The organism is Nonomuraea sp. IBHARD001 (assembly GCF_056106265.1).
The window spans coordinates 5,198,173-5,220,277 of the sequence record NZ_JBWBBW010000002.1; the positions used below are offsets into that span (position 1 = coordinate 5,198,173).

Below are 22,105 nucleotides of genomic sequence, written 5' to 3' on the forward strand. Positions count from 1 at the left end.
GGCGTCCCAAGCACCCCGCTGACCTGCGACGCATGGTCGGCGGCGGTCGCGGGAAGGATGCCCCGGCACGCTTCAACGACTCAGAATCGAGATGTCGCCATGGGGACGAAGATATTCGTCAATCTGCCGGTCAAGGACCTCCAGCGCTCGGTCGCCTTCTTCACCGCGCTCGGCTTCTCCTTCAATCCGGACTTCACCGACGAGAACGCCACCTGCATGGTCATCGGCGACGACATCTTCGCGATGTTGCTGGTCGAGCCGTTCTTCAGCACGTTCACCACGAAGCGGATCGCCGACACCTCGGGCACGGCCGAGGTGATCGTCGCCCTGGGACTGGAGAGCAGGCAGCGCGTGGACGAGGTCGCCGACGCCGCGCTGGCGGCCGGAGGGCAGCCGTCGAACGACCCGGACGACAGGGGTTTCATGTACACGCGCAGCTTCCAGGACCTCGACGGCCATCTGTGGGAGGTCGCCTGGATGGACATGTCGAGCGAGCCGGCCTGAGCGCGGGAGGCGGGCGGCCGGGCCGCCCGCCTTTCCCATATACGCGGCCATTCGAGTCCGGCCCGAAATGGGATCGGCTATCCGTCACCGGCTGACTACATATTTGACCAGATCGCGGAATCGTCTTCAGATTGTTTCCCTCCCGTCACGGAACGCCGCCCTTCCGGGTGGCCGGTAAAGCCGCGAAAGCCAACATCCGCCCGCCCGGCACCCATGCACTACTCCTGCTCGGCCGCGAATCTGGCTATACCTTTATTGGATTCGTTCGGGAAAAGGTATTGAGTCTTTCCCGCTGCGGTGCTTGCGTGTATTGCGGCAGTGAACATCGGATACTCCGGCTCCAGGAGGATTCATGGACGTCCGCACCGGTCCGGAGATCATCATCTGGGACACCACGTACGCGTGCCCGCTGAGGTGTGTTCACTGCTACTCCGAGTCGGGCAGGCGCCCCTCGCGGCAGCTGCGCCACGAGGAGATGATGCGGGTCACCGACGCCTTCGTCGAGCTCAGGCCCAGGGTGGTCTCGCTGGCCGGCGGCGAGCCGCTCATCATCAAGGGCATCTTCGACATCGCGGGCAGGCTCAACGCCGCCGGGATCGGCACCTGCATCTACACCAGCGGCTGGGTGTTCGACACCACCATGCCCGACCGCCTGGCCGAGGTGTTCAACCAGGTCACGGTGAGCGTCGACGGCGCTACCTCCACCATGCACGACCGGATCAGGGGCAGGGCCGGATCGTTCGACCGGGCCATGAAGGCGCTCGACCTGCTCGACACCGCCTCGGCCAGAAGGGCGCACGAAGGGCTGAAGGCACTCAACTTCACCGTCGAATGCGTCGTGGTGCGCAGCAACTACGACCAGGTCGAGGAATTCACCCGGGTCATTGCCGGACGCTATTCGAGCCTGTCCAGCATTACGTTCAACGCCGCCGCGCCCTCGGGGTTGGCCAGCAGTGTGGAGTTCGGCGAAACAGAGCTTCTGCACAATGACCAGATGGCCAGGCTGATTTCCGCCGGGCTACGCGAAAGGCTGCAGGACATCGCGGGCGAGAGGACACGCGTCTACACGACCGACAATCTCGGACTCGTCATGCCGCCCGACCCGCTGGCCGAGACGAACGATTCTCAGGTAATGCAGGTGGAGCCGGACGGAGAAGTGCGCTGGATGCCCGTATACGAAGGGGCGGTCGGCAATCTTCTGCACGAGGACCCGTTCGTCGTCTGGGGCCGGGCCAAGGAGCGCTGGTCCGACCCGTTCGTGACCGAGGCGCTCGCCGGGGTCCGCACGGTCAGGGACTGGGCCACGGCCGTGCGCAGCATCGACGGCAGGTTCGCCGGGGAGCGCGACCGGATGCGCATCGCGCGCAGGAACAGGGAGTTCGTCCCGGCTGCGGGTGAGCCGCCGCGATGATGATCGCCGAAGACTACCAGCGGTTCTGCCTCGCCGATCCGGTCTTCTTCGAACACCCCGTGCGGCTGCCCGACGACGCCGAGCGCTTCGCCGCCTCCCGGCTGGGCGCGCCGAAGGGCTGGCTGCGGACCGAGGCCGACTGGTGGATCAGGCTGTGCCCCTCCCACGACGTGCCGCCGAGGCGGGGCTGGCTGGTGCACGTGTCGGTGGGCGCCGACGAGACCGAGAAGGCGGTCGAGATCGTCAGGGGTTTCTGCCTCGACCACGAGATCGCCTTCGACTTCGTCCGGAGCACGGCCGCGGCCAGGGCGCTGAACTCCGACTGGGCCGACCGTTTCGCCAGCGGCATGCCGATCACCGTGTACCCCAAGGACGAGGCCGAGCTGACCGAGACGCTGACCCAGCTGTCGGTGCTGCTCGGCGGGATGAACGGCCCGCGCGTGCTGGGCGCGCTCACCCACGGCGAAGGCCCCCTGCACGTGCGCCACGACGTCCGCGCCCCCGACGCCGGGCCGAGCCGATCGGCGCGCGCGGTGTTCGCACCGCCGGACGGCCTGGCCCTGCCGCACGTCCTGGCCGCCGACCTGGCGGCGCTGCGCGAGCGTGTGCCCGGCGACTTCCCGTACCAGGTGCTCGGCGCGTTGAAGCTCGGCAACGGCGGCGGGTGCTATCTGGCCGAGACGCGTCCGGGCCGGACGAAGGTGGTGCTCAAGGAGGCGCGCCCCTACGCCGGGCTCGACGAGCGCGGCGACGACGCGGTGACCAGGCTGACCAGGGAGCGCCTCAGCCTGGAGCGGCTGGCCGGGCTCGGATGCGTGCCGCAGGCCGGTCCCTACCGGGTCGTCGAGGGCCACCACTTCCTCGAACAGGAGTACGTCGAGGGCACCAGCCTGTTCGCCGCGAGTGTGAACCTGCCGCTGAGCACACGCGAGCACGCCGCACGCGAGGCCGGGCCGTACACCGCCTGGGTGCTCGACGTGCTGGGCGAGGTGGAGCTGGCGTTGCGCGACATCCTGGCGCGGGGGTCGCGTCTGGGCGAGCTCGACCCGAGGAACGTCATCGTCAGGCCGGACGGCACGGTCGTGCTCGTCGACCTGGAGTCGGCGGCCGACCTCGACGACGACCGCGCGCCCGCGCACGGCAGCGGCGCCTACCGGGTCGCGGCCGGGCTGAGCGGCAGGCAGGCGCACGAGGTCCTGCTGGCCGCGCTGCGGGTGGCCGCCTTCCTGCCGATCGGGTACGAGGACCCGGCGAAGCTGACGACGATCACCGATGCGATACACCGGTACTACCCGGTGCCGTCGGGGTTCGGCGCGCGCATCACGACGGCGCTGCGCCCGGACGGCGGCCCGCCTCCACCCGACGCCGCGGGCGACCTGCTGGCCGCCGACCCCCCGGACTGGCAGCGGGTGTGCGACTCCCTCGTCGAGGCGGTGCACCTGACCGCCACACCGCAGCGCCGCGACCGCCTGTTCCCCGGCACGCCGACGGGCCCGCGCACCCTGGGCGGCTACACCTTCGGCTACGGCGCCGCCGGAGTGCTCTACGCCCTGCACAGGGCCGGCGCCGAGGTGCCGGACGCCTACGTGGACTGGCTGGTGAGCGCCGCCCGCAGGGACGGCAGGCCGAGGCCAGGCCTCTACGACGGCCTGCACGGCGTGGCCTGGACACTGGAGCTGCTCGGCCGCAGGCAGGAGGCGCTGGAGATCCTGGAGCGCTGCCTGCCGATGGACGAGCACGCCGGATCCGACCTGTACGGCGGGCGTGCGGGCATCACGCTGAACCTGCTGGCCTTCGCCGAGGCGACGGGTGACGGCGCCTTCGAGGAGCGGGCGATGCGGCTGGCCGAAGAGCTGGCCCGCGAGGACCCGCAACCGGCGGCCAGGCCGGGCAGGCACGAGCCGATCGGCCTGCTGCACGGCCCGACGGGACTGGCCGCGCTCTTCCTGCGCCTGCACCGCACGTTCGGCGAGGAGCGCCACCTCGATCTCGCCGAACGCGCGCTCGGCCCCGATCTCGCGCGCTGCACGACGCTGGCCAACGGGGCCGTGCTGCTGCGCCATCCCGGCACCGCGCTGCCGTACCTGCACGGCGGGAGCTGGGGGCTCGCGCACGTGCTGCCCTATCTGCTGCGCCGCAGGCCGGACGAGGTGCTGGCCGAGGTGCTCGCCGGGGTCAGGCGCACGTGCGACCTGCTCTACGTCCGGCATGCCGGACTGCTGCGCGGGCGGGCGGGCGCCATCGCCACGCTCGCGGCGCTCGGCGATCCGGCCGACCGGCAGGTGATCGCCGGTCAGGTACGCCTGCTGTCGTGGCACGCCCAGACCTACGAGGGGCACCTCGCCTTCCCCGGTCTGCGGATGCCGCGGCTGTCGATGGACCTGGCCACCGGGTCTGCCGGTGTGCTGGCCGCCTTGGCCGCCGTACTCGATGGAGCACCAGTCCTGCCCCATCTGGATCTGCGGCCATAGCCCCCGACACCCACGAAAGGAGGTGAGCACCGTGGCCGAGATCCTCCAACTGCAGGAGCTGGAGGAGGACGCTCCCGCGCTGTGGCCGTGCAACACGGGCAGCAGCATCAGCGGTTTCGCCCTCGTGTGAGCAGACCGTGTGAGCATCCCGATCTGAAGGGGCCGAGCGGCCGCACTACGGCACCCGCCGCGGTCGCTCGGCCATGCGGAAGGAGTACTCCCCCTGGACGCCGATCCCCTGTTCACCGAGAGCCTGGAGCACGTCGACGACGAGTCGACCTGGTTCGCCGCGACCCGGGCGCCGCTGCCCGACGGGTGGCTGCGCGCCGACCAGGACGCCTGGGTCAACCTCAGCCCCGAAGGCCTGGTGCTGCCGTGGCAGGGCTGGAAGATCCACGCCTCGGCGACGGCGGAGGAGGCCGAGCGCGTCGTGAGCACGGTGGCCGGGCACTGCCTGGCGCACGGCGTCGCCTTCAAGTTCCTGCGCAGCGCGACCATGCTCAAGCACGTCAACAGCAAACCGGCCACCCGCTCGGCCGGAGGCAAGCTGGTCACCGTCTATCCCGTCGGCGACGACATGCTGGAGCTCACACTCAGGGAGCTCTCGCGGCTCCTGCAAGGGGTCGCCGGACCGCACATTCTCAGCGACCTGCGGTGGGGGCAGGGCCCGCTGTATGTGCGGTTCGGCGCCTTCAGGCTGCGCTACTGCTTCTCCGCGTCGGGCGACTACGTGCCCGCGGTGGCCAGGCCGGACGGGGTGCTGGTGCCCGACCTGCGCGGGCCGGTGTTCCGGGTGCCGCCGTGGGCCGAGGTGCCGCCGTTCGTACGCGAACGGCTCGGCCCCACCGGCCTGGGCCAGTCGGCGGCCTTTCCGTACAAGGTGGAGAAGGCGCTGCTGTTCAGCAACGGAGGCGGGGTCTACCGCGCGGTGGAGGCCGGGACCGGCCGGACGGTGGTGTTGCGCGAGGCCCGCCCGCACGCGGGTCTCGACCTGCTCGGCGACGACGCCGTCACCCGGCTGGAGCGCGAGCACGCCGTGCTGGAACGGCTCGAAGGACTGCCCTGTGTGCCGAGGACCTACGGCCTGACGAGCGGTTGGGAGCACCGCTTCCTGGTCGAGGAGCACATCGAGGGCGAGCCGCTGTACGAGGCGATCGGGCGGAGGCATCCGCTGCTGCGCTCGGGCCCGACTCCCGAGTCGATCGCCTCCTACAGCGGCTGGGCGCAGCGCACCTTCGAAGCGATCGAGGCGGCCGTGGCCCAGGTGCACGGGCGCGGCGTCGTGCTGGGCGACCTCAAGCCGGGCAATGTCATGGTCAGGCCGGACGGCGGCGTCTGCCTGGTCGACTTCGAGACCGCCTCGCTCGCGGGCGAGCAGCGCACGCCGCCGCTGGCCACCGGCGGGTTCAGCGCCCCCTGGGCCCGCGAGGGCTTCGCCGCCGACCACTACGCCCTGGCCTGCGTACGGCTGGCGCTGTTCTGTCCGGTGACCGAGCTGCTGAGGTTCTCGCCCGGCAAACTGCGTCAGCTCGTCGGGATGGCGCAGGAGAGGTTCGTGACGCCGAAGGACTTCGGGCCGTGGGTGCTGGAGCGGCTCACCCCGCCGGACGGCGCCGGTCCGGAGGCGGCCGAGCCGTCGTGGCCCGAGGGACCGGCCAGCCCCGGCTGGGAGGAACTGCTCGACGGCCTGCGCGACGCGATCGTGGCCGGGGCGACGCCCGAGCGGCTCGACCGGCTCTTCCCCGGCGACATCCGCCAGTTCGACCACAGATCGGCGAGCCTGGCCTACGGCGCCGCGGGCGTGCTGCACGCCCTGCGTGTCACCGGGCGGCACGACCATCCCGAGTTCGCCGGGCACGTGGACTGGCTGCGCGAGGCGAGCACGCGCGAGCGGTGGCCGCGTCCCGGGCTCTACGACGGCCTCTCCGGCACCGCGTGCGTCCTGGCGTCGCTGGGCTGCCGGGCCGAGGCGGACGAGGCGATCGGGCGGCTGCTCGCCTTCGACCTGGGCGGGTGCGGGCACGGCCTGTTCGGCGGCCTGGCGGGCATCGGGCTCACCCTGCTGAGGTTCGGCGAGGCCGAGCGCGCGGCCGGGATCGGCGAGGAACTGGTGCGCAGGCTCGGCTCGGGCACCGGCGAGGGGCCGGTCGGCCTGATGCACGGCTGGTCGGGCCCCGCCGTGCTGTTCACCCGGCTGCATGAGGCGGACGGCGGCACACGCTGGCTCGGGCATGCCGCCACGGCGCTCGCCCGCGACGTCGGCAGGTGCGCTGTCCCGCTCGGACGCCGGATCCAGGTACGCGACGGGCAGCGCTTCCTGACCGGCCTCGAGCACGGCGGCGCGGGCATCGGCCTGGCCCTGCAGATCTACCTCGCCCGCGCCGACGACCCCCATCTGGCCGCCGTCCTGTCCGGGATCGTCGCCGGGCTCGACGTCGAACTGATCCCCGCCGCCAGCCTCTTCGGCGGCCAGGCCGGCCTGCTGTACGGCTGCGCGCTGCTCGGCGGGCCGACCGCACCGCATCTGCGCTCGCTCGGCGTGCACGCGGTCGGCTTCGAGGGGCTGCCCGCGTTCGCGCTCGACGGGCTGCTGCGGCTGTCGATGGACCTGGCGACCGGGTCGGCGGGCGTGTTGCTCGCCGTCCATGCGGCGTTGACCGGGGAGGCGCATCTGCCGGGTCTGGACGCGATGCCGTGAGGGAGCCCGGCAGCCTGCTGCGCAACCGGGACTTCCAGGTCCTGCTGCTGGGGCAGGGCCTGTCGATGCTGGGATCGAGCGCGGCGGCGATGGCGCTGCCGCTGCTGACGCTGGCCGTCACCGGGTCGCCGCTGCGGGTCGGCCTGGTGGAGGCCGTGTGGACGGCCTCGCTGGCCGCCGCGTGCCTGGCCGCGGGGCCGCTGGCCGACCGTTACGACCGGCGGCTGCTCATGTTGTGGTGCGAGTACGGCAGGCTGGTGGCCAGTGCGGTGTTCGCCGCGCTCATCTGGCTCGGGCTGGCGAGCCTGCCGGTGCTGCTGGCGGCGGGCGTGGTGCTGGGCGCGCTCACGGCGCCGGTCAACACGGCGGGGCTCGCCGCCGTGCGGGCGATCGTGCCCGCCGACCGGCTGAGCACCGCGCTGGCGGTCACCAAGGCCCGCAGCCAGGTCGCCTACCTGCTCGGTCCCGTGCTCGGCGGCGTGCTCTACCTGGCCGGGCCGAGCCTGCCGTTCTGGCTGAACACGGTGTCGTTCGCGGTGTCGGCCGCGGGGGTGCGGGCGCTGCGTCCGGTGTCGCGGGAGGAGGCGGGCGCGGCCGAAGGGCTGGTGGCCGCCTTCCGGTCGGGGGTGCGCTTCCTGTGGCGTGACCGGGTGCTGCGCAGGCTGACGCTGCTCGCCTCCGCGCAGAACTTCGCCGTCGACGGCGTCTGCCTCACGGTCGTGGTGGTCAGCGTGCGCCACGGCACCTCCAGCGTGTCGATCGGGCTGCTGACGTCGTGCTGGGCGGCGGGCGCGCTGGTGGGGGCGCTGGTGACGCCGAAGGTGCTCGGCCGGACGGCGCACGGGAACGTGCTGGCGTGGGCCGGGGTGCTGTGCGCGGTGTGCGTGCCGCCGATGGCGTTGAGCGCCGAGCCCGTCGCCCTGGGGGCGCTGCTGGCCGTGTGCTCGTTCGCGGTGTCGCTGGCCGCGGGTGTGATCATGCTGGCCCGGGTGCTGCGCACGCCCGACCGTCTGCAGGGCCGTACCCATGCCACGATCGGGCTTTTGCTGATGGCCGCGCCCCCGCTGGGCGCGGCGCTGGCCGGGCTGCTGCTGGAGCGGTTGCCCGCGCCGGTGGCGTTCCTGTCGTTCGCCGGGCTGCTGGCGGTGCTCGCCGTGCTGACGGTCGCCGGGCGGGAGTCGCTCAGCCCGTCCAGCGCGGGTCGGTGACGCCACGCGGGCTGGCCAGGCCCTCGGCGTCGCACGCGGTGTGCCTGGCGCCCGCGCGGTAGGCGCTGTCGAGGAAGCCGAGCACGGTGGCCACCGGGTCGTCGCTCGCCCGCGCGTCGTCGTAGCGCAGGACGGCCAGATGGGCGCCCCTGGAGGGCAGCCAGCGCGCCCAGTCCGGCCACAGGGGTTCGTCGGCCAGGCCGGGCGGCTCGGGCGCGGTGTAGGAGTAGAAGGCGGGCCAGGGTCGTTCGTCGTCGCCGAACCAGAACCCGGCGCTGATCACCTCCCAGCTGTAGGCCTCCCTGGTGACCGCGTCGGCCCCGTCCGGAGCGCCGACGACCCGGCCGGTGAAGCGGGTGATCGCGATGTCGAAGGTGTGCCAGAAGTGGTGCACCGGGCTGGTCTTGCCGCAGAAGTCGGCGCCGTAGCGGTCGAGCACCTGGCCGACCTGCGAAAGGATCTGCCAGTACCGCGTGATCAGCGCGGGGTCGTAGGCGGCGTGCCCGGTGTCCTCGGCGAACGGCGTGCTGTCGCCCATGTCGAACGGCACCGCCTGGATCTCCACCGTGACGCCGAGGCGGTCCAGGACGTCGAAGAGCTCGGCGTGGAAGGAGGCGACGGATCGGCCGATGAGCGAGAAGCTCGCGCTGCGCCCGTCGAGGGTGTCGACGACGAGCCGGTGCCCGACGAGGTCGAAGTCGACGCAGAACATCGGGCCGCCGTCCAGCCCGCCGGTCGGCCTGGTGGTCAGACCTCGGCCGGTCAGGTGGAAGGGCACGTTCCACCAGTGGTTGCGGCGGTTGCTCGCGGCCAGGCGTACCTTGCCGACGATCTGCGCGAAACGATGCATCGTCTCCTTGGTGTCGGCCCAGTCCTCCAGCGGCATGGCGGGGAACAGCTCCACGACGGCCTCCTCGGTCTCACCTTCGATCGTAGCAATGCGTGCATATGCCACTACTTTGGGTGGGACGCAGTTTTTCCCGGTCCCCATGTCGAGAACGACGACGCGGCTCCGACCACCACGTGAAGCACCCGAGAACCAGTCATGAGGAGCACGACGTGAAGTACATGCTGCTGATCTACATGAACGACTCCATCTGGGCCACCCTGTCGGAGGAGCAGCGCGAGCAGGTGTTCGGCGGGCACCACTCGCTCATCAAGGACGTCACCGAGTCGGGTGAGCTGATCGGCACCGAGCCGCTGGCCCACCCCGCCACCAGCGCGGTCGTCCGCGTCAGGGACGGCGTCACCGCGGTCACCGACGGCCCGTACGCCGAGGCCAAGGAGTATTTCGCCGGCTACTACCTGCTCGACTGCGACACCCGCGAGCGTGCGCTGGAGCTGGCGGCCCGCATCCCCGACGCCGCCTACACCGGCATCGAGGTGCGGCCGCTGATGGAGGCGGGCGGCTCGGAGTCCTGATGGCCGTCAGGCGTGCGCCCCGACGGTGATCTCGCCGATCGCCGTCGTCGCGACGCCCTCCATGATCTCGCCGATCCGCTCCACCTCCGCCTCGAGCTCCTCCCTCCGGGCGGGGGTGAGCGGGCGCAACGGCTCCACGGTGACGGCGATCCTGCGCCCCGAACGCCGCTGGTGCCACACCCCCGCCACCGTGCCGTCCACCAGCAGGACCGGGAAGTTGCCGCCCTGCCCTCCGGCCAGCGCGCGCTGCGCCGCCGGTCCGGGGAACAGCAGCTCACGCGGGTGACACCCGACCGCGAACGCGTCGAAGTACGGCAGCAGCCGCACCCCCGGCGCGGGAGGCGGCTCGGGCGCGTCCAGGTCGGCGGCGAGCATCCACGCGGGCCTGCCCTCGACCTCGACGGGCACCAGCTCGTCCCCGAGTCCCGCGAACACCTGGGCCGCCCACGGACGCGACTGCGCCATCCACTGGGCGAAGTCCTGCGCGGTCGCGGGGCCGTAGGCGTACAGGTAGCGCCGGGCCAGCTCGGCCAGTGCGCTCGGGCCGTCCATCGGGGTGAGGCCGGGCAGGCCGCGGTGCGGTGAGGTGTAGGTGACGTTGCGGCCCCGGTTGGGGCCGAAGCACAGCGCCCCCCGATGCGCGGCCACCGACATCGCCATCCGCCAGCGCGGCCAGTAGCCGCCGAACGCCGGCATGACCAGCTCGCCCGCCCAGGGTCCGGTGCCCGCCACGACGGCCTCGGTGAGCTCGTCGGCGGTCATCTCGGCATCGGCGAGGGCCTCGCGCACGGCCTCGACGATCGCGTCGACCTCGCCAGGCTTCAGGCTGCGCTCCTTCGGCAGCGCCATGCGACCGATCGGCAGGGCCGACAGCGCGCCGATCCACAGGGGCAGGTCGCGCACGGGCAGCAGGTGCACGGTGCCGCGCGGGCCGTGCGTCTTGACCAGCGTGTGCTCCTGCCACAGCGCCGCGCGCACGTCCTGCCGGGTGACGCCGGCAAGGCGCAGGCCGATCGACAGCTCGGCGGCCGAGAGCACCTGGGCGTGCGCGCCGCACATGGCGGCGGCGGCGTCGGCGGGCCCGGCGCCGGGGTCCGGGGTGGTCAGGAGGTGGCGTGCCATGCGGCGGGAGGTCACCTGTGGCCAGGTCAGGCGTGCGTGCGCGTTCATGAGCCCGACTCTAGGCCCGAACTAGGTCAGAATCCGTCCTAGGCTGCGGTCGGGTCTTCGCCGCCCGCACGATATGTTCGTGCTTCCGGTCCGACCTATCGAACGAGGTGTCATGCGGACGTTCCGCGACGTGGAGGAGTTCGCCGCAGCCAAGGGCGAGCATCTGGGCTACAGCTCATGGCAGGAGGTGACGCAGGGGCAGATCGACCAGTTCGCCGATGCCACGCGCGACCACCAGTGGATCCACGTCGAGCCCGAGCGGGCGGCCGACGGGCCTTTCGGCGCCACTATCGCACACGGCTATCTGACGTTGTCGCTGGTCACGTCGTTCGTCACCGAGATCTTCACGATCGAGAAGCTCAATGCGATCGTCAATGTCGGCCTGAACAGGGTGCGCTTCCCCGCGCCCGTCAAGGTCGGCTCGCGGGTGCGTGGCGGCGCCGAGGTGGTCGAGGTCAAGTCCTCGCCCGCGGGCAAGCTGGCCACGATCAAGGTCACCGTCGAGGTCGAGGGCCAGAAGCGCGCGGCCTGTGTCGCCGAGACGCTGGCCCTGCTCACCTGAGCCCGGCTTGACCCTGCCCTCTTCACCGGGTAAAACCTCGACAAGAGTTGAGGTCGATGAAGGCGGGCCGCTATGACCGACGTGAAGGACCACATGGAGCTCACTGTCGGCGAGCTGGCCGAGCGCAGCGGCGTCGCGGTCTCGGCCCTGCACTTCTACGAACGCCAAGGGCTGATCAGCAGCAGGCGCACGGCCGGGAACCAGCGGCGCTACCGGCGTGACATGTTGCGCCGGGTCGCCTTCATCAAGATGGCCCAGACCGTCGGCGTGCCGCTGGCCAGCGTGGGCGCGGCGCTGAAGCGGCTGCCCGACGAGCGCACGCCCAACCGCGAGGACTGGGCCCACGTCTCGCGCTGCTGGCAGGACGAGCTCGACGAGCGCATCAAGCGCCTGCAGCAGCTGCGCGACGACTTCACCGACTGCATCGGCTGCGGCTGCATGTCGCTCGACAGGTGCCCGCTGGCCAACCCCAACGACGTGCTCGGCCGTCAGGGCTCGGGCCCGCGCAGGCTGCTCGGCGGCAGGACGCGCAAGGGCTGAGCGGGCTACTGGTAGCCGCGCACGGCCTGGAAGACCGCGCGCAGCGAGCGCTCCCCCGCGTCGAAGGCCAGTCCGCCGGTGAGCTCGGCCAGCCGTCTGGTCTCGCTCTCGCGGGCGTCGCCGAACCTGATGACGAACAGCGGGGGCGCGTCCTTCGGCAGGCCTCGGTAGAACCGGGCGAAGTCCTCCAGGTCCCGCCCCGTGTTGCTCTCGCCGTCGGTCAGCAGCACGACCGATCTGAGCCTGGCCTCGCCACGCGCCTTCTCCCCGACCAGCCGGTAGGCGCGTACCAGCGAGTCGTAGGTGGCGGTGTCGCCCTCCGCCTCGATGGCGTCGATGTAGCGGCGGATCTCGCCCAGCACCGGCTCGGCCGAGGTGGCGGGCACGACGAACTCGGCCGCACGCCCCGGCCTGGTCCCGTACGGCAGCAGGCAGACCTGCTCGCGCGCCCTGAACCCGTCGAACCGCTGCGCGCCCGCACCGGTCAGCGCGCCCAGCGCCGCCTTGAGCGCCCGCAGCCGCGCGCCCTTCATCGACCCCGAGGTGTCCAGCACGTAGACGGTACGGCCGGGCCTGCGCAGTCTGCCGTTGTAGACCTCCAGCAGGGCGTTGACGGTGGCCAGCCGGTCGGGGAAGGGCAGCTGGAAGAGCCGGTGCCCGGCGAGCTCGGGCGACAGGGCGATCGCGCCGTCGATCGGCCGCCGATGCGTCAGGCGCATGATCTCCTGCTGGACGCGCGGGGTGCGCAGGTACCCGGTGAGCCGCTGGAAGGCCGCCTTCGCCCGGCTCGCCGAGGCCAGCAGCGACAGCGGATAGGTCGCGGTCACGACGCCGTCGGCGGGATAGACGAGCGTCAGCCGTTGCGCGCTCGGCAGTTGGGCGTTGAAGCGCAGCAGCTCCGACTCGTAGTCGACCAGCGCGTCCACCCCCGGCCGCCCGTTCCTCAGCTCCTGCAGGTACCTCTGCGTGAGCCACGCCGTCGAGGGCCCCTTGAGCCCCTGGGCGGCGAAGAAGCCGGTCAGGGACGCCGAAGCCGTGACGTCGCCCGGCCGCAGCGCCCGGCCCTCGGCGGCGGTCGCGACCGCGACGAGCGCGGACAGGCCCGAGTAGGCGGTGGCGGGATCGGTCATGCCGAAGGTGAACTCGCCCCGCGCCGCGGCCCGCGCGATGTCGCCCCACGACACCGGCCCGGACTCCCAGCCGAGCCGCCTGGCCAGCTCCGGCCGTACGCCGAGTATGGTCGGCGTCGACATGATCTCGACCGAGCCGTCGAGCCTGGCCGCCGCGCCCTCGTGCAGCCGCAGGAAGCGCTCGGAGGCGAACCAGGTGGCGTCGTAGTCGCCGTCGAGCGCGCCGTCGAGCAGCATCTGCGTGCCGGTCAGGCTCTCCATCGTCCGCAGCCTGACCGTGACGCCGGTCGCCCTGGCCGCCTCGCGCAGGATCGGCTCCAGGTCGCCCAGGGTGCTGCCCGCCAGCACGCGAAGGGTGTAGGCGGGACCGGCGAAACGCGGCTCGGGTGTCTGCGTGCACCCGGCGACCAGCAGGAACGAACCTGCGACCGCGAGCACGGCCAGGCGCAGCCGCGCCCTATCGCGTGATCTCGGTTTCGACGGCATCGACGAGGTCCTCCAATGCGGGCGCGGCCGGTGGCTTGACGAGGAAGCGGTGCAGGCTGTCCGGCACGGCGATCCCCGCCGCCCTCATCGTCGCGGCGAACCCGGGCCGGGTACGGAAGCCGTACACGCGCTCCACCAGGGACTGCAGGGGTGGATCGGTCCCGAGGAGCTGGGCGACGCGCTCGCCGTAGCCGTTGCCCTTGGTGGGCAGCATGACGTTGTCCGACATCAGGGTGGACGACAGGTACATCGCCACCGCGTCGGCCGAGACCTGGGGCGGGCGGGCGAGCCTGGCCCTGACCAGGTCGGACTCGTAGCCGAGTGTGAGCGGGGCGCCGTCCATGCCGTTGGCCTTGTAGGCGGAGAAGGCGGTGTCGGCCGAGACCTTGAGCTGGCCCAGGCCGCGGAAGGCGGGGGCGATCTGCTCGGCGATGGCGGCGATCGTCTTCCTGTCGGACACGACCTGGCCCTCGTTCAGCTCGTAGGAGGCGGCGGCCAGGAACATCTTGCCGATGTTGGCGTGCTCGGGGTCGGGGATGTCGAGCAGCACCGGGCCGGGATTGAGATAGACGGTGTTGCCCGGGATGCCGCTCCAGCGCTTCTTCGCCCTGACCACGTCGAGGTAGGCGCGGACGTCGAAGATCAGTGTGCCGTCCGGCGCGCGCTTGGCCACGCCGAGTGTGTCCAGCAGCGGGAGCAGCGGTCGCCAGGTCAGGACGACGACCGGCGTGCGGCAGACGACGATCTCGGGCGGCTGGTAGCCGTCCAGCAGCTTGATCTTCGCCTTGACCTGCTCGGCGACCACACTGCCCGCGGGGAAGGCCAGGTCGTACCTGTCGAGCTGGACGTCGTCGACGAGTTCGCCCGAGCCGAAGCCGGTGACGCCGACGTCGTAGCCCAGCTCGCGCAGGCGCTGCCGTACGGCGGGGTCCTGCAGGAAGGTGAGGATGCTGCTGCCGCCGCCCGCCGCGATCTGGACGACGGCCAGGTTCTTCGGCTGGGCGGGCGGGACCTGGAACGCTCCGAACACGAGGACGGCGTCGAGGACGAGCACGACGGGGAGCAGGGGCCACAGGCGTCTTGGCCTGGGCGCCTGCGGGGAGAGCCCGGTCTCCGGCAGAGTGGACGACGCGGACACCCTGCCCTCCTGTCTAATCCCCATACTTCATAGTGGCATTGCCGGTTATAGCCCACGCGTCTGCGAGAAATCTCGCGTATGCCGATTTGGTGAGAGATACCTCCCCAGCCCCGGCCCGGTACGGAGGCCGTGCCATGATGCCGGGATGTCGGACACCGTGCTCGTCGCCCTGCTCGGCTTCCTCGGTGTGGTGGTCGTCGGCGTCCTCGGGCAGCAGGGAGTCGTCCTTCCCCTGCTGGAGCGGTGGCGCGGCGCCACCTCCGCCGCCTCGCGGCCCGAGGCCGAACCGCTGACGGTACGGCTGACACTGACGTTCGGCGCGCTGGCCTTCGGGCTCGCGGGCGTGCTGGTGCTGGCCGGCCTCACCGGCACGCTGGCCGCGGGCGGCGACGTCGCGTCGGGGCTGCGGGTCGTCGTGCACATCCTGTGCTACCTGACGCTGCTGCTCGGCATGGCCGGCCTGGCCAACACGCTGTCCGCCAGGCGGGAGAGCAGCATTCCGGCCATGGCCGGGCTGCTCGCGGCGGCGGGCGCGCTCTGCGCGGTGCTCGTACTGGGGTGAGCCGTGCGGGGTGACTCGTGGTGGGGTGAGCCGTCGCGGGAGCGCTTTTCTTTCGCCGTTCGCCGGGGCGCTCTAGCGTTTGAAGCCCGCCGAGGTCACGATGGCGGCCACGCTCGCGTCGGTGGCCAGGGCCGACTCGTCCATGATCGTGTTGCCGTCCAGGGTCACGCCGTCGGGGGCCGGGCCGGGATCGGCGTCCCAGTAGTTGCCCGCGAACACCACGTTGTCCAGCGGCGGCGAGACCTGGAGCACGACCGGCGCGTCCGCACGGTGCACCACGTTGCCCTCGACCCGCACCCAGGCCGCGCCGTAGTCGGTGTAAAGGCCGAAGTTGTACGACGTGAGGGTGTCGCGTACGACATTGCCCGCGATCAGCGCGCCGTCGGCATGCGAAGTGCCCTGCGTTCCCGAGACGTAGATGCCGCCGCCGTCGGCCAGGGTCGTCATCGTGTGGTGGATGAGATTGTTCAGCACCTTGGCCCCCCTGCCCTCGTAGACGACGATGCCGGCATGCGGGACGTCGTCGATCTCGTTGTGCGCCACCACCGCGTCGCGGGTGCCCGCCAGCAGGACGGCGGGCGAGCCGTGGTAGTCGCGGCCGATGCCGTGGATGTGGTTGCGTTCGATCCGATGCCGTACGGCCCCTTCGCCGACGACGAGGCCGCCGCCCGCGACCTCGTCGATCTCGCTGTCGCGCACCACGTTGTCGGCGCCCTCACCCCTGAACTCCAGTGCGACGGCGCCGAGCCGGGTGAACCTGCAGCCCTCGATCGTGATCCGCGAGGAGTTCTCGAAGATCACCTGTCCCGGTACGGCCGAAGCGTCGGCGGGCACGGTGACCTGGCCCTGCTCCTCGCCGAACGTGACGACGTACAGCTCGCCGCCCTCGTGGTAGCCGTTGCCGTGGTAGTGCAGGAACCCGCCGGGCCCGCTCGGCCTGTTCCAGGTGGCCTCGGCGAAGGTCAGGCCGAGGAAGGAGACGTCGTGCACGTCACGGGCGTGCAGCAGCGTCTCCAGCACCGGTGCGACCACCTCGTCCTCGCCGTCCTCGTCGCCGCCGGGGAACGGCAGGTAGTGCGCGACGCCGCCGCCGAGTGCGAACGTGCCCGGCGTGACGAAAGCCGGGCTGTTCTCCACGGAGGTCGGCGCGTCGGCGCCGTTGTGCTCGCCGCCGCCGCCCTCCCAGGGGATCACCGCACGATAGAGGGCGCTCGCCCTGCCGAACGCCGGTTGGGCCATCGTGATGCGGGTCGCCTCGCCGTCCGCGGTGATGGCGGTGATCGCGATACGCGCCTCCGACCAGGGGTAGACGCCTCGGTAGACCAGTTCGGGCTCGCCGTTCCAGGTGCGGGGGCCGGGATCGTCGCTGGTGTAGCCGTCGTCCGTCCTGCTCAGGGTGAGCTCCAGCGGGCGGGAGGCGCGTTCGAGTCTGCGGCCGGAGGCGTAGAGCTGGCGTGCGGCCAGGCCGGGCACCTCGGCCGTGCGCACGCCGTCCTGGCCCGTGCGCCAGCCGGTGATCGGCCTGCCGCCGCTGATCACCACGTTCTCCTGGTCCGGTGTGCCGTAGCCGTGCGCCTGGTAGACGACGCCGGAGTCGTCGGCCGTGAGCAGGAAGGGCTCGGTCAGGCGGTGCACGCCCGCCCTGAGCGTGACGACACCGCCCGGTGTGGCGGCGGCGCGGGCGCGCTCCAGTGTGGCGAAGGGCCGATCGGCCGTGCCCGGGCCACCGTCGTCGCCCGAAGGGTGCACGAAGATCATGAGGGGAAGTCCTTTCGCGTGTATGGCGTACACTTCTGGTATACACCATAGACCACCAAGGGAGGCGGCGATGAGCGATCCGGAGCGCAGCACCGAGCTGCTGTGGAGCGAGGGCGCACGACGCGGGCTCAGCCTCGACCGCATCGTCGCCACGGCCGTCGCCCTGGCCGACGCCGAGGGCCTCGCCGCCGTCTCGATGCGCCGGGTCGCCGAACGGCTGGGCTTCACCACCATGTCCCTGTACCGGCACGTCCCGGGCAAGGAGGAGCTCGTCGACCTCATGCGCGACCTGGTGTACGGCGAGGAGGCGGCGGAGGAAGGCCAGGCGCGAGACGCAGGGGAAGGCATCGGGCACGACTCCACGCCAGGCGCCGGGGAGGCCGCCTCGCAAGAGGCCGGGCAAGGCGCCGAGGAGGGCTCCACGCAAGACCCCCCACCCTCCTGGCGGACGGCGACCGAGCGGTGGGCCAGGGATTCCATGCGGCTCTACCGGCGGCACCCCTGGCTGCTGGACAGCGACAACGGGCGCAGGGTGCCCGGCCCCAACGCGGTGGCCGGGTTCGAGTGGGCGCTGGCCGCCGTCGCGCCGACCGGGCTCGCGCCCAATCGGATCGTGGCGGTCGTGACGCTGGTCGGCGGGTTCGTGGCGAGCGCCGCACGCGAGATCGTCCAGGCCGAGCGGGCCGAACGCAGCACCGGTGTGAGCGACACCGCCTGGTGGAGCGCACGCGACTCCCTCTACGAACATCTTGACCGCTATCCCACCCTCACCCGCATCTACGAGCAGGGCGGCTACGACGAGCCGCTCGACCCCTTCGAGTTCGGCCTGCGCTGCGTGCTCGACGGCGTCGAGGCGCTGGTCGACTCCACCTCCGACCCCTCCCGCGACAAAAAGCGTGACGAAACGCGTGACAAAAACCGGTGTGCGATGTGCGGCAACCCCATTCCGGTCCCGGCGACCGGCCGCCCGCGCGAGTACTGCTCCCCCGCGTGCAGACAGCGCGCCTACCGCCTCAGGCAAGCCTGACGACAGGCTCCGCACAGCGCACCCGGCACAACCGCGCTTCGTAGAACCTGACAAACCTGCGATTCCCCCGCCGAATATTGAGCCGAAAGCCCCTCCCATACGTCGAACGGGCATGAAGATCTGGCGAATCGCGGTCCTGCCGGTGCTGCTGCTGGCCCTGACCGTGACCACGGCCGGCCCGGCCCAGGCCCTCGACGCGGCGGGCGCACCCAAGAAGGTGCTGGTCGAACTGCGCAAGCAAGGCGGCTTCGCGGGTCTCGACGACCGCGTGATCGTCTACACCAACGGCTGCGTGAAGGTTCGCCACCGCAGCGGCCCGACCGTCACCAAGTGTGCGACCAAGCAGGAGATACGCGTCCTGCGCTCCCATCTCAAGCACCTGCGCGTCGGCCGCTCCCAGGCGCCGCCGCAGGGCGCCGACTTCATCAAGTACACGCTGTCGTACGGCGGCCACCACGCCAGCCGCTACACGCTGACCAAGTCGTGGAGCCCGGTCGTCAAGCGCATGGAGAAGCTGCTGGTCAAGTACTGGTCGGCGAGCTGATCCCAGGACCGGACGGCCTGGCCGCCTCCTTCCACGCGGCGGAGGCGGCCAGGCCGATCCTGAGCGCGCCGCCCAGCCGGGCCGCGACCACCACGGCGGCCGGCAGCAGCGCGTCGCGGTGGTCGTCGACGCTCCCCCGCGCCCATCCCTCGAACACACTCACGGCCGCCACCGCCTGCACGGACGCGACCGCCACCAGCGCGAGCCACACCCGCCGCCCGAGCCATACCGCGACGGCCGGCCCGATGGCGAACCCGAGTCCGACGACGACCGTCAGCAGGCCCATCGGCGTGAGCACGATCATGATCAGATCGGCCTCCGCCGCCACCACCAGGCCCAGGACCCCCAGCGCGAGCACCGGATAGGCCAGCCACGTCAGCACGGCCGGCCTGCGCCTGCCCGACGAGGCCGCCGTCAGCCCGATCAGCAGTCCGAGCAGCGCCAGCCCGACGCAGGCCGCGTACTCGGCGCCCGGGTACACCTCGGGCGCCGGACCCGGGTCGAGCTCCCCGGCCTCGTCGAACCCGAGCCTGCGCCACGTACCGGCCACGTCACGCGTGACGACGCCGTCCTCACGATTGGCCACCACCACGACATGCCCGCCCGGCACGGCACGCACGAGCACGGAGGCGGAGAACATGATCGGCGTACGGCCTCATGCCGGAGTGGACGACCGCTTCCGGACCGGGGTTCGGACCACGTCGTGATCGTGATCCACCCGCGACCGTACCGTGCCCGTCCGGGCCGGCCACGACCGCCCGCTCAGCCCAGCTCCTTCAACAGGACCCGCATCTCCTCGGCCTCGGGCACCCGCAGATGCGCATAGTGCGACAACGCGCGCTCGGCATGCTCACGGGCGAGCACCCGGTCGCCGAGCTCCAGATGGGCACGGGCGAGCGAGTCGTGCGCGTAGGCCTGCTCGAACCTGCTGTCCACCTCGACGGCGATGGCCAGGGCCGTGGTGTGGTGGCCGACGGCCTCGCCGGGGTCGCCGCCGAGCCTGGCGGCCTTGCCCAGCGCGTTGCCCGCCTCGGCCTCCCCCACCCGGTAGCCGATCTCCTGGCTGGAGCGCACGGCCAGCAGCAGGAAGTCACGCGCCTCGGCATGACGGCCGAGACCGGTGTGGGAGTAGCCCAGGTTGATCAGCGCGTCCACCTCGGCCCGCCGGTTGCCGATCTCGCGTGCCAGTTCGAGCCCGCGCAGCTGCAGCTCACGCGCCTCGTCGTAGTGCTGCTGCCAGGCCGACGCCGACCCGAAGTTGAGCAGCGTCTGGACCTCCTTGTTCCGGTCGCCGATCTCGCGCATGAGCGCCAGCGACTCCAGGTAGCTGGCGCGTCCCTTGGCGAAGTCGCCGAGCCTGCACCACACGATGCCCAGATTGTTCAGCGCACGCGCCTGGCCCATGCGGTCGCCGAGCTCCCGGCACAACTCCAGCGCCTGGCCGTAGTGCTCGGCCGCGTCGTGGTAGTCGCCGCGCCGCCAGGTGGCCGTACCGAGGTCGATCAGTGCCTCGGCCTCGCGGTCGCGGTCGCCCTGGCGCCTGCTGTCGCGCAGGGCCAGCGTGTGCAGGGTGAAGGCGCCCGCGTGGTGCTCGTTGTCGTCGAGGTAGCGGCACAGCAGGACGGCCAGCTCCGCCGTGTGCTCGAAGGCGGCGTGCGCGGCCGAGGCGATGAGGTTGGCCAGTTCGGCGTCGAGCCAGGTCAGGTCGGCCGACTCCGACGCCTGCCTGGCCCCCTGCACGTAGTGCTCGAACAGGCGTTGCAGCGCGGCCGGGTCCTCGGGCGCGCCGGACCGCGCGTACTCGCGGAGCAGGTCGTGGAAGGTGTAGCGGCCGGGCTCGTGCTGGGTGAGCATGTGCGCGTCGAGCAGGTCCTCCAGCAGCGCCTCGGCCCGCTCCACCGGCAGCAGGGCCAGCGCCGCCGCGGCGAAGGCGTCGACGTCGGGACCCGGATGCAGCCCGAGCAGCTGGAACATACGCCGCTGATGCGGGTCGAGCTGCTCGAACGAGAGCGCGAACGCCCCCGCCACCCCACGCTCGGACGTGCTCAGCTCGCCCAGCCTGCGCCGCTGGTCGCGCAGCCGCCCGGCCAGATAGCCCACCGTCCACCTCGGCCGATGATGCAGCCGCGCCGCCGCGATCCGTACGGCGAGCGGAAGGTAGCCGCACATCGTGAGCACGTCCAGCACCGCATCGGGCTCGGCCGACGCCCGCTCCCCCACGATCGCGGTGAACAGCTCGACGGCCTCGGCCACCGGCAGCACGTCGACCGACAGCGCGTGCACGCCGTCCAGATCGGTCAGCCTGCGCCGACTGGTGATCACGATGAGGCTGCCGGGGGAAACGGCCAGCAGCGGCCTGACGTGCTCGGCGTCGACGGCGTTGTCGAGGATCGCCACCACCCTGCGCTTGGCCAGCTCGGCCCGCCACAACGCGGCGCGCTCGGCGACGGAGGCCGGGATACGCGCGGGGGGCACGCCGAGCTGGCGCAGCAGGTTGTCGAGCGCGGCGTCCGCGGTGACGGCGTCCTGCCCCGCCCTCAGGTCGACGAACAGCTGACCGTCGGGATAGCGGGCGGCCAGCCGGTGCGCGGCGTGCACGGCCAGGGTGGTCTTGCCGATCCCCGCCATGCCGTCGATGGCCGCGATGGCGACCGGTGCCTGGTCGAGCCGGTCGAGTTCGAGGCCGCGCCCGACGAAGTCGGGAATGTCGTAGGGCAGGAAGGCGCTGCGCCGTGGCGGCTCGGGCTGTTCGTCGCGCATGACGGCCTGCTCGACGGCGAGGAAGGCACGGCCGGGGTCGAGCCCCTGCTCCTCGGCCAGCCGCTCGCGCAGCTGCCTGGCGACCGCGAGCGCCTCGGCCTGACGGCCGGAGCGGTGCAGGGCGAGCATGAGGAGTCCGGCCAGGCGTTCGCGCAGGGGGTGCTCGGCGTGGTGCGCGCTCAGCTCGTCGAGGATCTCGCCGTGCCTGCCTTCGGCCAGCTCCATCTCGGCCAGCTCCTCGACGGCGGCCAGGCGTCGCTCCTGCAGCCGTCTGCGCGCGCTTTCGACATAGTCGCCGTTCACGTCGGCCAGCGGGGTGCCGCGCCAGATCAGCAGCGCCTCGCGCATGAGCCGGGGATCACCGGCCGCCTTCGCCTGCGCTACCCGCGCGGTGAACTCCTCCAGGTCGAAGTGCCCCGGCTCGGGGCGGATCAGATAGCCGCCGGGATGCGTCTCCAGCGTGTGGGCCGCTCCCTGGGCGCGTAAGCCCCTGCGGATGGCGGCGATCGAGGTGTGCAGCTGCGCCCGCGCGCTGTCGGGTGGCGTGAGCCCCCACACGGCGTCGATGAGCTGCTCGGCGCTGAGCACACTCCGCGCGTGCAGCAGCAGGTAGGCCAGGATCGCCCGGTGCCGTGGAGCGGCTCCGCCGAGGGCGACCGGCCCGAGGATCGTGAAGTGCACAGCCCTGTCCGATGGCGCGTAGGAATGGGATAG

The 22,105-nt window shown here is 71.9% G+C and carries 18 protein-coding genes; 11 read left to right on the forward strand and 7 right to left on the reverse strand.

Annotated elements, in window-relative coordinates; translation table 11 throughout:
- The first annotated feature begins 99 nt into the window (after positions 1 to 99).
- The 5 genes from ACTWNK_RS25765 to ACTWNK_RS25785 all read left to right on the forward strand — a co-directional run bounded on the left by ACTWNK_RS25765 (position 100) and on the right by ACTWNK_RS25785 (position 8,292).
- Positions 100 to 504: a VOC family protein gene (locus ACTWNK_RS25765; RefSeq protein ID WP_474307102.1), complete on the forward strand. Its 405-nt coding sequence runs from the start codon at positions 100 to 102 to the stop codon at positions 502 to 504.
- Between the two features lie 352 nt (positions 505 to 856).
- Entirely contained in the window at positions 857 to 1,915 is a 1,059-nt protein-coding gene (locus tag ACTWNK_RS25770) for a radical SAM protein (RefSeq protein WP_474307103.1), read from the forward strand.
- On the forward strand, positions 1,912 to 4,386 hold the full coding sequence (locus ACTWNK_RS25775; protein WP_474307104.1) for a class III lanthionine synthetase LanKC N-terminal domain-containing protein: 2,475 nt from the start codon (positions 1,912 to 1,914) through the stop codon (positions 4,384 to 4,386). Before ACTWNK_RS25770 ends, ACTWNK_RS25775 begins: the two co-directional genes overlap by 4 nt.
- 238 nt (positions 4,387 to 4,624) lie before the next feature.
- Positions 4,625 to 7,084, forward strand: a complete 2,460-nt coding sequence (gene lanKC, locus ACTWNK_RS25780) for a class III lanthionine synthetase LanKC (RefSeq protein ID WP_474310982.1) — start codon at positions 4,625 to 4,627, stop codon at positions 7,082 to 7,084.
- Positions 7,081 to 8,292, forward strand: coding sequence for an MFS transporter (locus ACTWNK_RS25785; RefSeq protein WP_474307105.1), 1,212 nt, complete (start codon positions 7,081 to 7,083; stop codon positions 8,290 to 8,292). Before lanKC ends, ACTWNK_RS25785 begins: the two co-directional genes overlap by 4 nt.
- Here ACTWNK_RS25785 and ACTWNK_RS25790 read toward each other — a convergent pair.
- Positions 8,267 to 9,196 carry a DUF5996 family protein gene (locus ACTWNK_RS25790; RefSeq protein WP_474307106.1) on the reverse strand — a complete coding sequence of 310 codons (930 nt, stop codon included), beginning with the start codon at positions 9,194 to 9,196 and terminating at the stop codon, positions 8,267 to 8,269. The two genes, ACTWNK_RS25785 and ACTWNK_RS25790, sit on opposite strands and share 26 nt — an antisense overlap.
- 164 nt (positions 9,197 to 9,360) lie before the next feature.
- Between ACTWNK_RS25790 and ACTWNK_RS25795 the strand changes: the two genes are divergently transcribed.
- Positions 9,361 to 9,714 (forward strand): YciI family protein, encoded by a 354-nt coding sequence (locus ACTWNK_RS25795; protein ID WP_474310984.1) that lies wholly within the window; start codon positions 9,361 to 9,363, stop codon positions 9,712 to 9,714.
- 6 nt (positions 9,715 to 9,720) lie between these two features.
- Here ACTWNK_RS25795 and ACTWNK_RS25800 read toward each other — a convergent pair whose 3' ends face one another.
- Entirely contained in the window at positions 9,721 to 10,884 is a 1,164-nt protein-coding gene (locus ACTWNK_RS25800) for a winged helix DNA-binding domain-containing protein (protein ID WP_474307107.1), read from the reverse strand.
- Positions 10,885 to 10,996: 112 nt separating this feature from the next.
- Here ACTWNK_RS25800 and ACTWNK_RS25805 point away from each other — a divergent pair, with 112 nt between their 5' ends.
- Positions 10,997 to 11,446: a MaoC family dehydratase gene (locus tag ACTWNK_RS25805; RefSeq protein ID WP_474307108.1), complete on the forward strand. Its 450-nt coding sequence runs from the start codon at positions 10,997 to 10,999 to the stop codon at positions 11,444 to 11,446.
- A 72-nt stretch (positions 11,447 to 11,518) separates the two neighbouring features.
- Positions 11,519 to 11,986: a redox-sensitive transcriptional activator SoxR gene (soxR, locus tag ACTWNK_RS25810; protein ID WP_474307109.1), complete on the forward strand. Its 468-nt coding sequence runs from the start codon at positions 11,519 to 11,521 to the stop codon at positions 11,984 to 11,986.
- A 5-nt stretch (positions 11,987 to 11,991) separates the two neighbouring features.
- On the opposite strand, the gene ACTWNK_RS25815 is transcribed toward soxR, so the two are convergent.
- Positions 11,992 to 13,602 carry a vWA domain-containing protein gene (locus ACTWNK_RS25815; protein ID WP_474307110.1) on the reverse strand — a complete coding sequence of 537 codons (1,611 nt, stop codon included), beginning with the start codon at positions 13,600 to 13,602 and terminating at the stop codon, positions 11,992 to 11,994.
- Positions 13,574 to 14,740: a hypothetical protein gene (locus tag ACTWNK_RS25820; protein WP_474307111.1), complete on the reverse strand. Its 1,167-nt coding sequence runs from the start codon at positions 14,738 to 14,740 to the stop codon at positions 13,574 to 13,576. Before ACTWNK_RS25820 ends, ACTWNK_RS25815 begins: the two co-directional genes overlap by 29 nt.
- Before the next feature lie 145 nt (positions 14,741 to 14,885).
- On the opposite strand from ACTWNK_RS25820, the gene ACTWNK_RS25825 reads away from it, so the two are divergent.
- Entirely contained in the window at positions 14,886 to 15,302 is a 417-nt protein-coding gene (locus tag ACTWNK_RS25825; protein WP_474307112.1) for a hypothetical protein, read from the forward strand.
- Between the two features lie 72 nt (positions 15,303 to 15,374).
- On the opposite strand, the gene ACTWNK_RS25830 is transcribed toward ACTWNK_RS25825, so the two are convergent.
- A complete protein-coding gene (locus ACTWNK_RS25830) occupies positions 15,375 to 17,060 on the reverse strand; it encodes a right-handed parallel beta-helix repeat-containing protein (protein ID WP_474307113.1) in 1,686 nt (561 codons plus the stop codon).
- 70 nt (positions 17,061 to 17,130) lie between these two features.
- On the opposite strand from ACTWNK_RS25830, the gene ACTWNK_RS25835 reads away from it, so the two are divergent.
- Together ACTWNK_RS25835 and ACTWNK_RS25840 are read left to right on the forward strand one after the other, a co-directional pair.
- The gene (locus tag ACTWNK_RS25835; RefSeq protein ID WP_474307114.1) at positions 17,131 to 18,087 is read left to right on the forward strand and encodes a TetR/AcrR family transcriptional regulator; all 957 of its coding nucleotides are present in this window, start codon (positions 17,131 to 17,133) and stop codon (positions 18,085 to 18,087) included.
- Between the two features lie 112 nt (positions 18,088 to 18,199).
- Positions 18,200 to 18,631: a hypothetical protein gene (locus ACTWNK_RS25840; protein ID WP_474307115.1), complete on the forward strand. Its 432-nt coding sequence runs from the start codon at positions 18,200 to 18,202 to the stop codon at positions 18,629 to 18,631.
- Here the strand turns inward: ACTWNK_RS25840 and ACTWNK_RS25845 are convergent.
- Positions 18,609 to 19,271 (reverse strand): hypothetical protein, encoded by a 663-nt coding sequence (locus ACTWNK_RS25845; protein WP_474307116.1) that lies wholly within the window; start codon positions 19,269 to 19,271, stop codon positions 18,609 to 18,611. The genes ACTWNK_RS25840 and ACTWNK_RS25845 overlap by 23 nt on opposite strands.
- 122 nt (positions 19,272 to 19,393) lie before the next feature.
- Positions 19,394 to 22,072 carry an AfsR/SARP family transcriptional regulator gene (locus tag ACTWNK_RS25850; RefSeq protein WP_474307117.1) on the reverse strand — a complete coding sequence of 893 codons (2,679 nt, stop codon included), beginning with the start codon at positions 22,070 to 22,072 and terminating at the stop codon, positions 19,394 to 19,396.
- Positions 22,073 to 22,105: the final 33 nt, after the last annotated feature.

What these genes read in the sequence shown, in the direction of transcription:
- ACTWNK_RS25765 (WP_474307102.1), top strand. Translation starts at nt 100, where the DNA reads ATGGGGACGAAGATATTCGTCAATCTGCCGGTCAAGGACCTCCAGCGC.
- ACTWNK_RS25770 (WP_474307103.1), top strand. Translation starts at nt 857, where the DNA reads ATGGACGTCCGCACCGGTCCGGAGATCATCATCTGGGACACCACGTAC.
- ACTWNK_RS25775 (WP_474307104.1), top strand. Translation starts at nt 1,912, where the DNA reads ATGATGATCGCCGAAGACTACCAGCGGTTCTGCCTCGCCGATCCGGTC.
- ACTWNK_RS25795 (WP_474310984.1), top strand. Translation starts at nt 9,361, where the DNA reads ATGCTGCTGATCTACATGAACGACTCCATCTGGGCCACCCTGTCGGAG.
- ACTWNK_RS25800 (WP_474307107.1), bottom strand. Translation starts at nt 10,884, where the DNA reads ATGAACGCGCACGCACGCCTGACCTGGCCACAGGTGACCTCCCGCCGC.
- ACTWNK_RS25805 (WP_474307108.1), top strand. Translation starts at nt 10,997, where the DNA reads ATGCGGACGTTCCGCGACGTGGAGGAGTTCGCCGCAGCCAAGGGCGAG.
- soxR (WP_474307109.1), top strand. Translation starts at nt 11,519, where the DNA reads ATGACCGACGTGAAGGACCACATGGAGCTCACTGTCGGCGAGCTGGCC.
- ACTWNK_RS25815 (WP_474307110.1), bottom strand. Translation starts at nt 13,602, where the DNA reads ATGCCGTCGAAACCGAGATCACGCGATAGGGCGCGGCTGCGCCTGGCC.
- ACTWNK_RS25825 (WP_474307112.1), top strand. Translation starts at nt 14,886, where the DNA reads ATGTCGGACACCGTGCTCGTCGCCCTGCTCGGCTTCCTCGGTGTGGTG.
- ACTWNK_RS25830 (WP_474307113.1), bottom strand. Translation starts at nt 17,060, where the DNA reads ATGATCTTCGTGCACCCTTCGGGCGACGACGGTGGCCCGGGCACGGCC.
- ACTWNK_RS25835 (WP_474307114.1), top strand. Translation starts at nt 17,131, where the DNA reads ATGAGCGATCCGGAGCGCAGCACCGAGCTGCTGTGGAGCGAGGGCGCA.
- ACTWNK_RS25840 (WP_474307115.1), top strand. Translation starts at nt 18,200, where the DNA reads ATGAAGATCTGGCGAATCGCGGTCCTGCCGGTGCTGCTGCTGGCCCTG.
- ACTWNK_RS25845 (WP_474307116.1), bottom strand. Translation starts at nt 19,271, where the DNA reads ATGTTCTCCGCCTCCGTGCTCGTGCGTGCCGTGCCGGGCGGGCATGTC.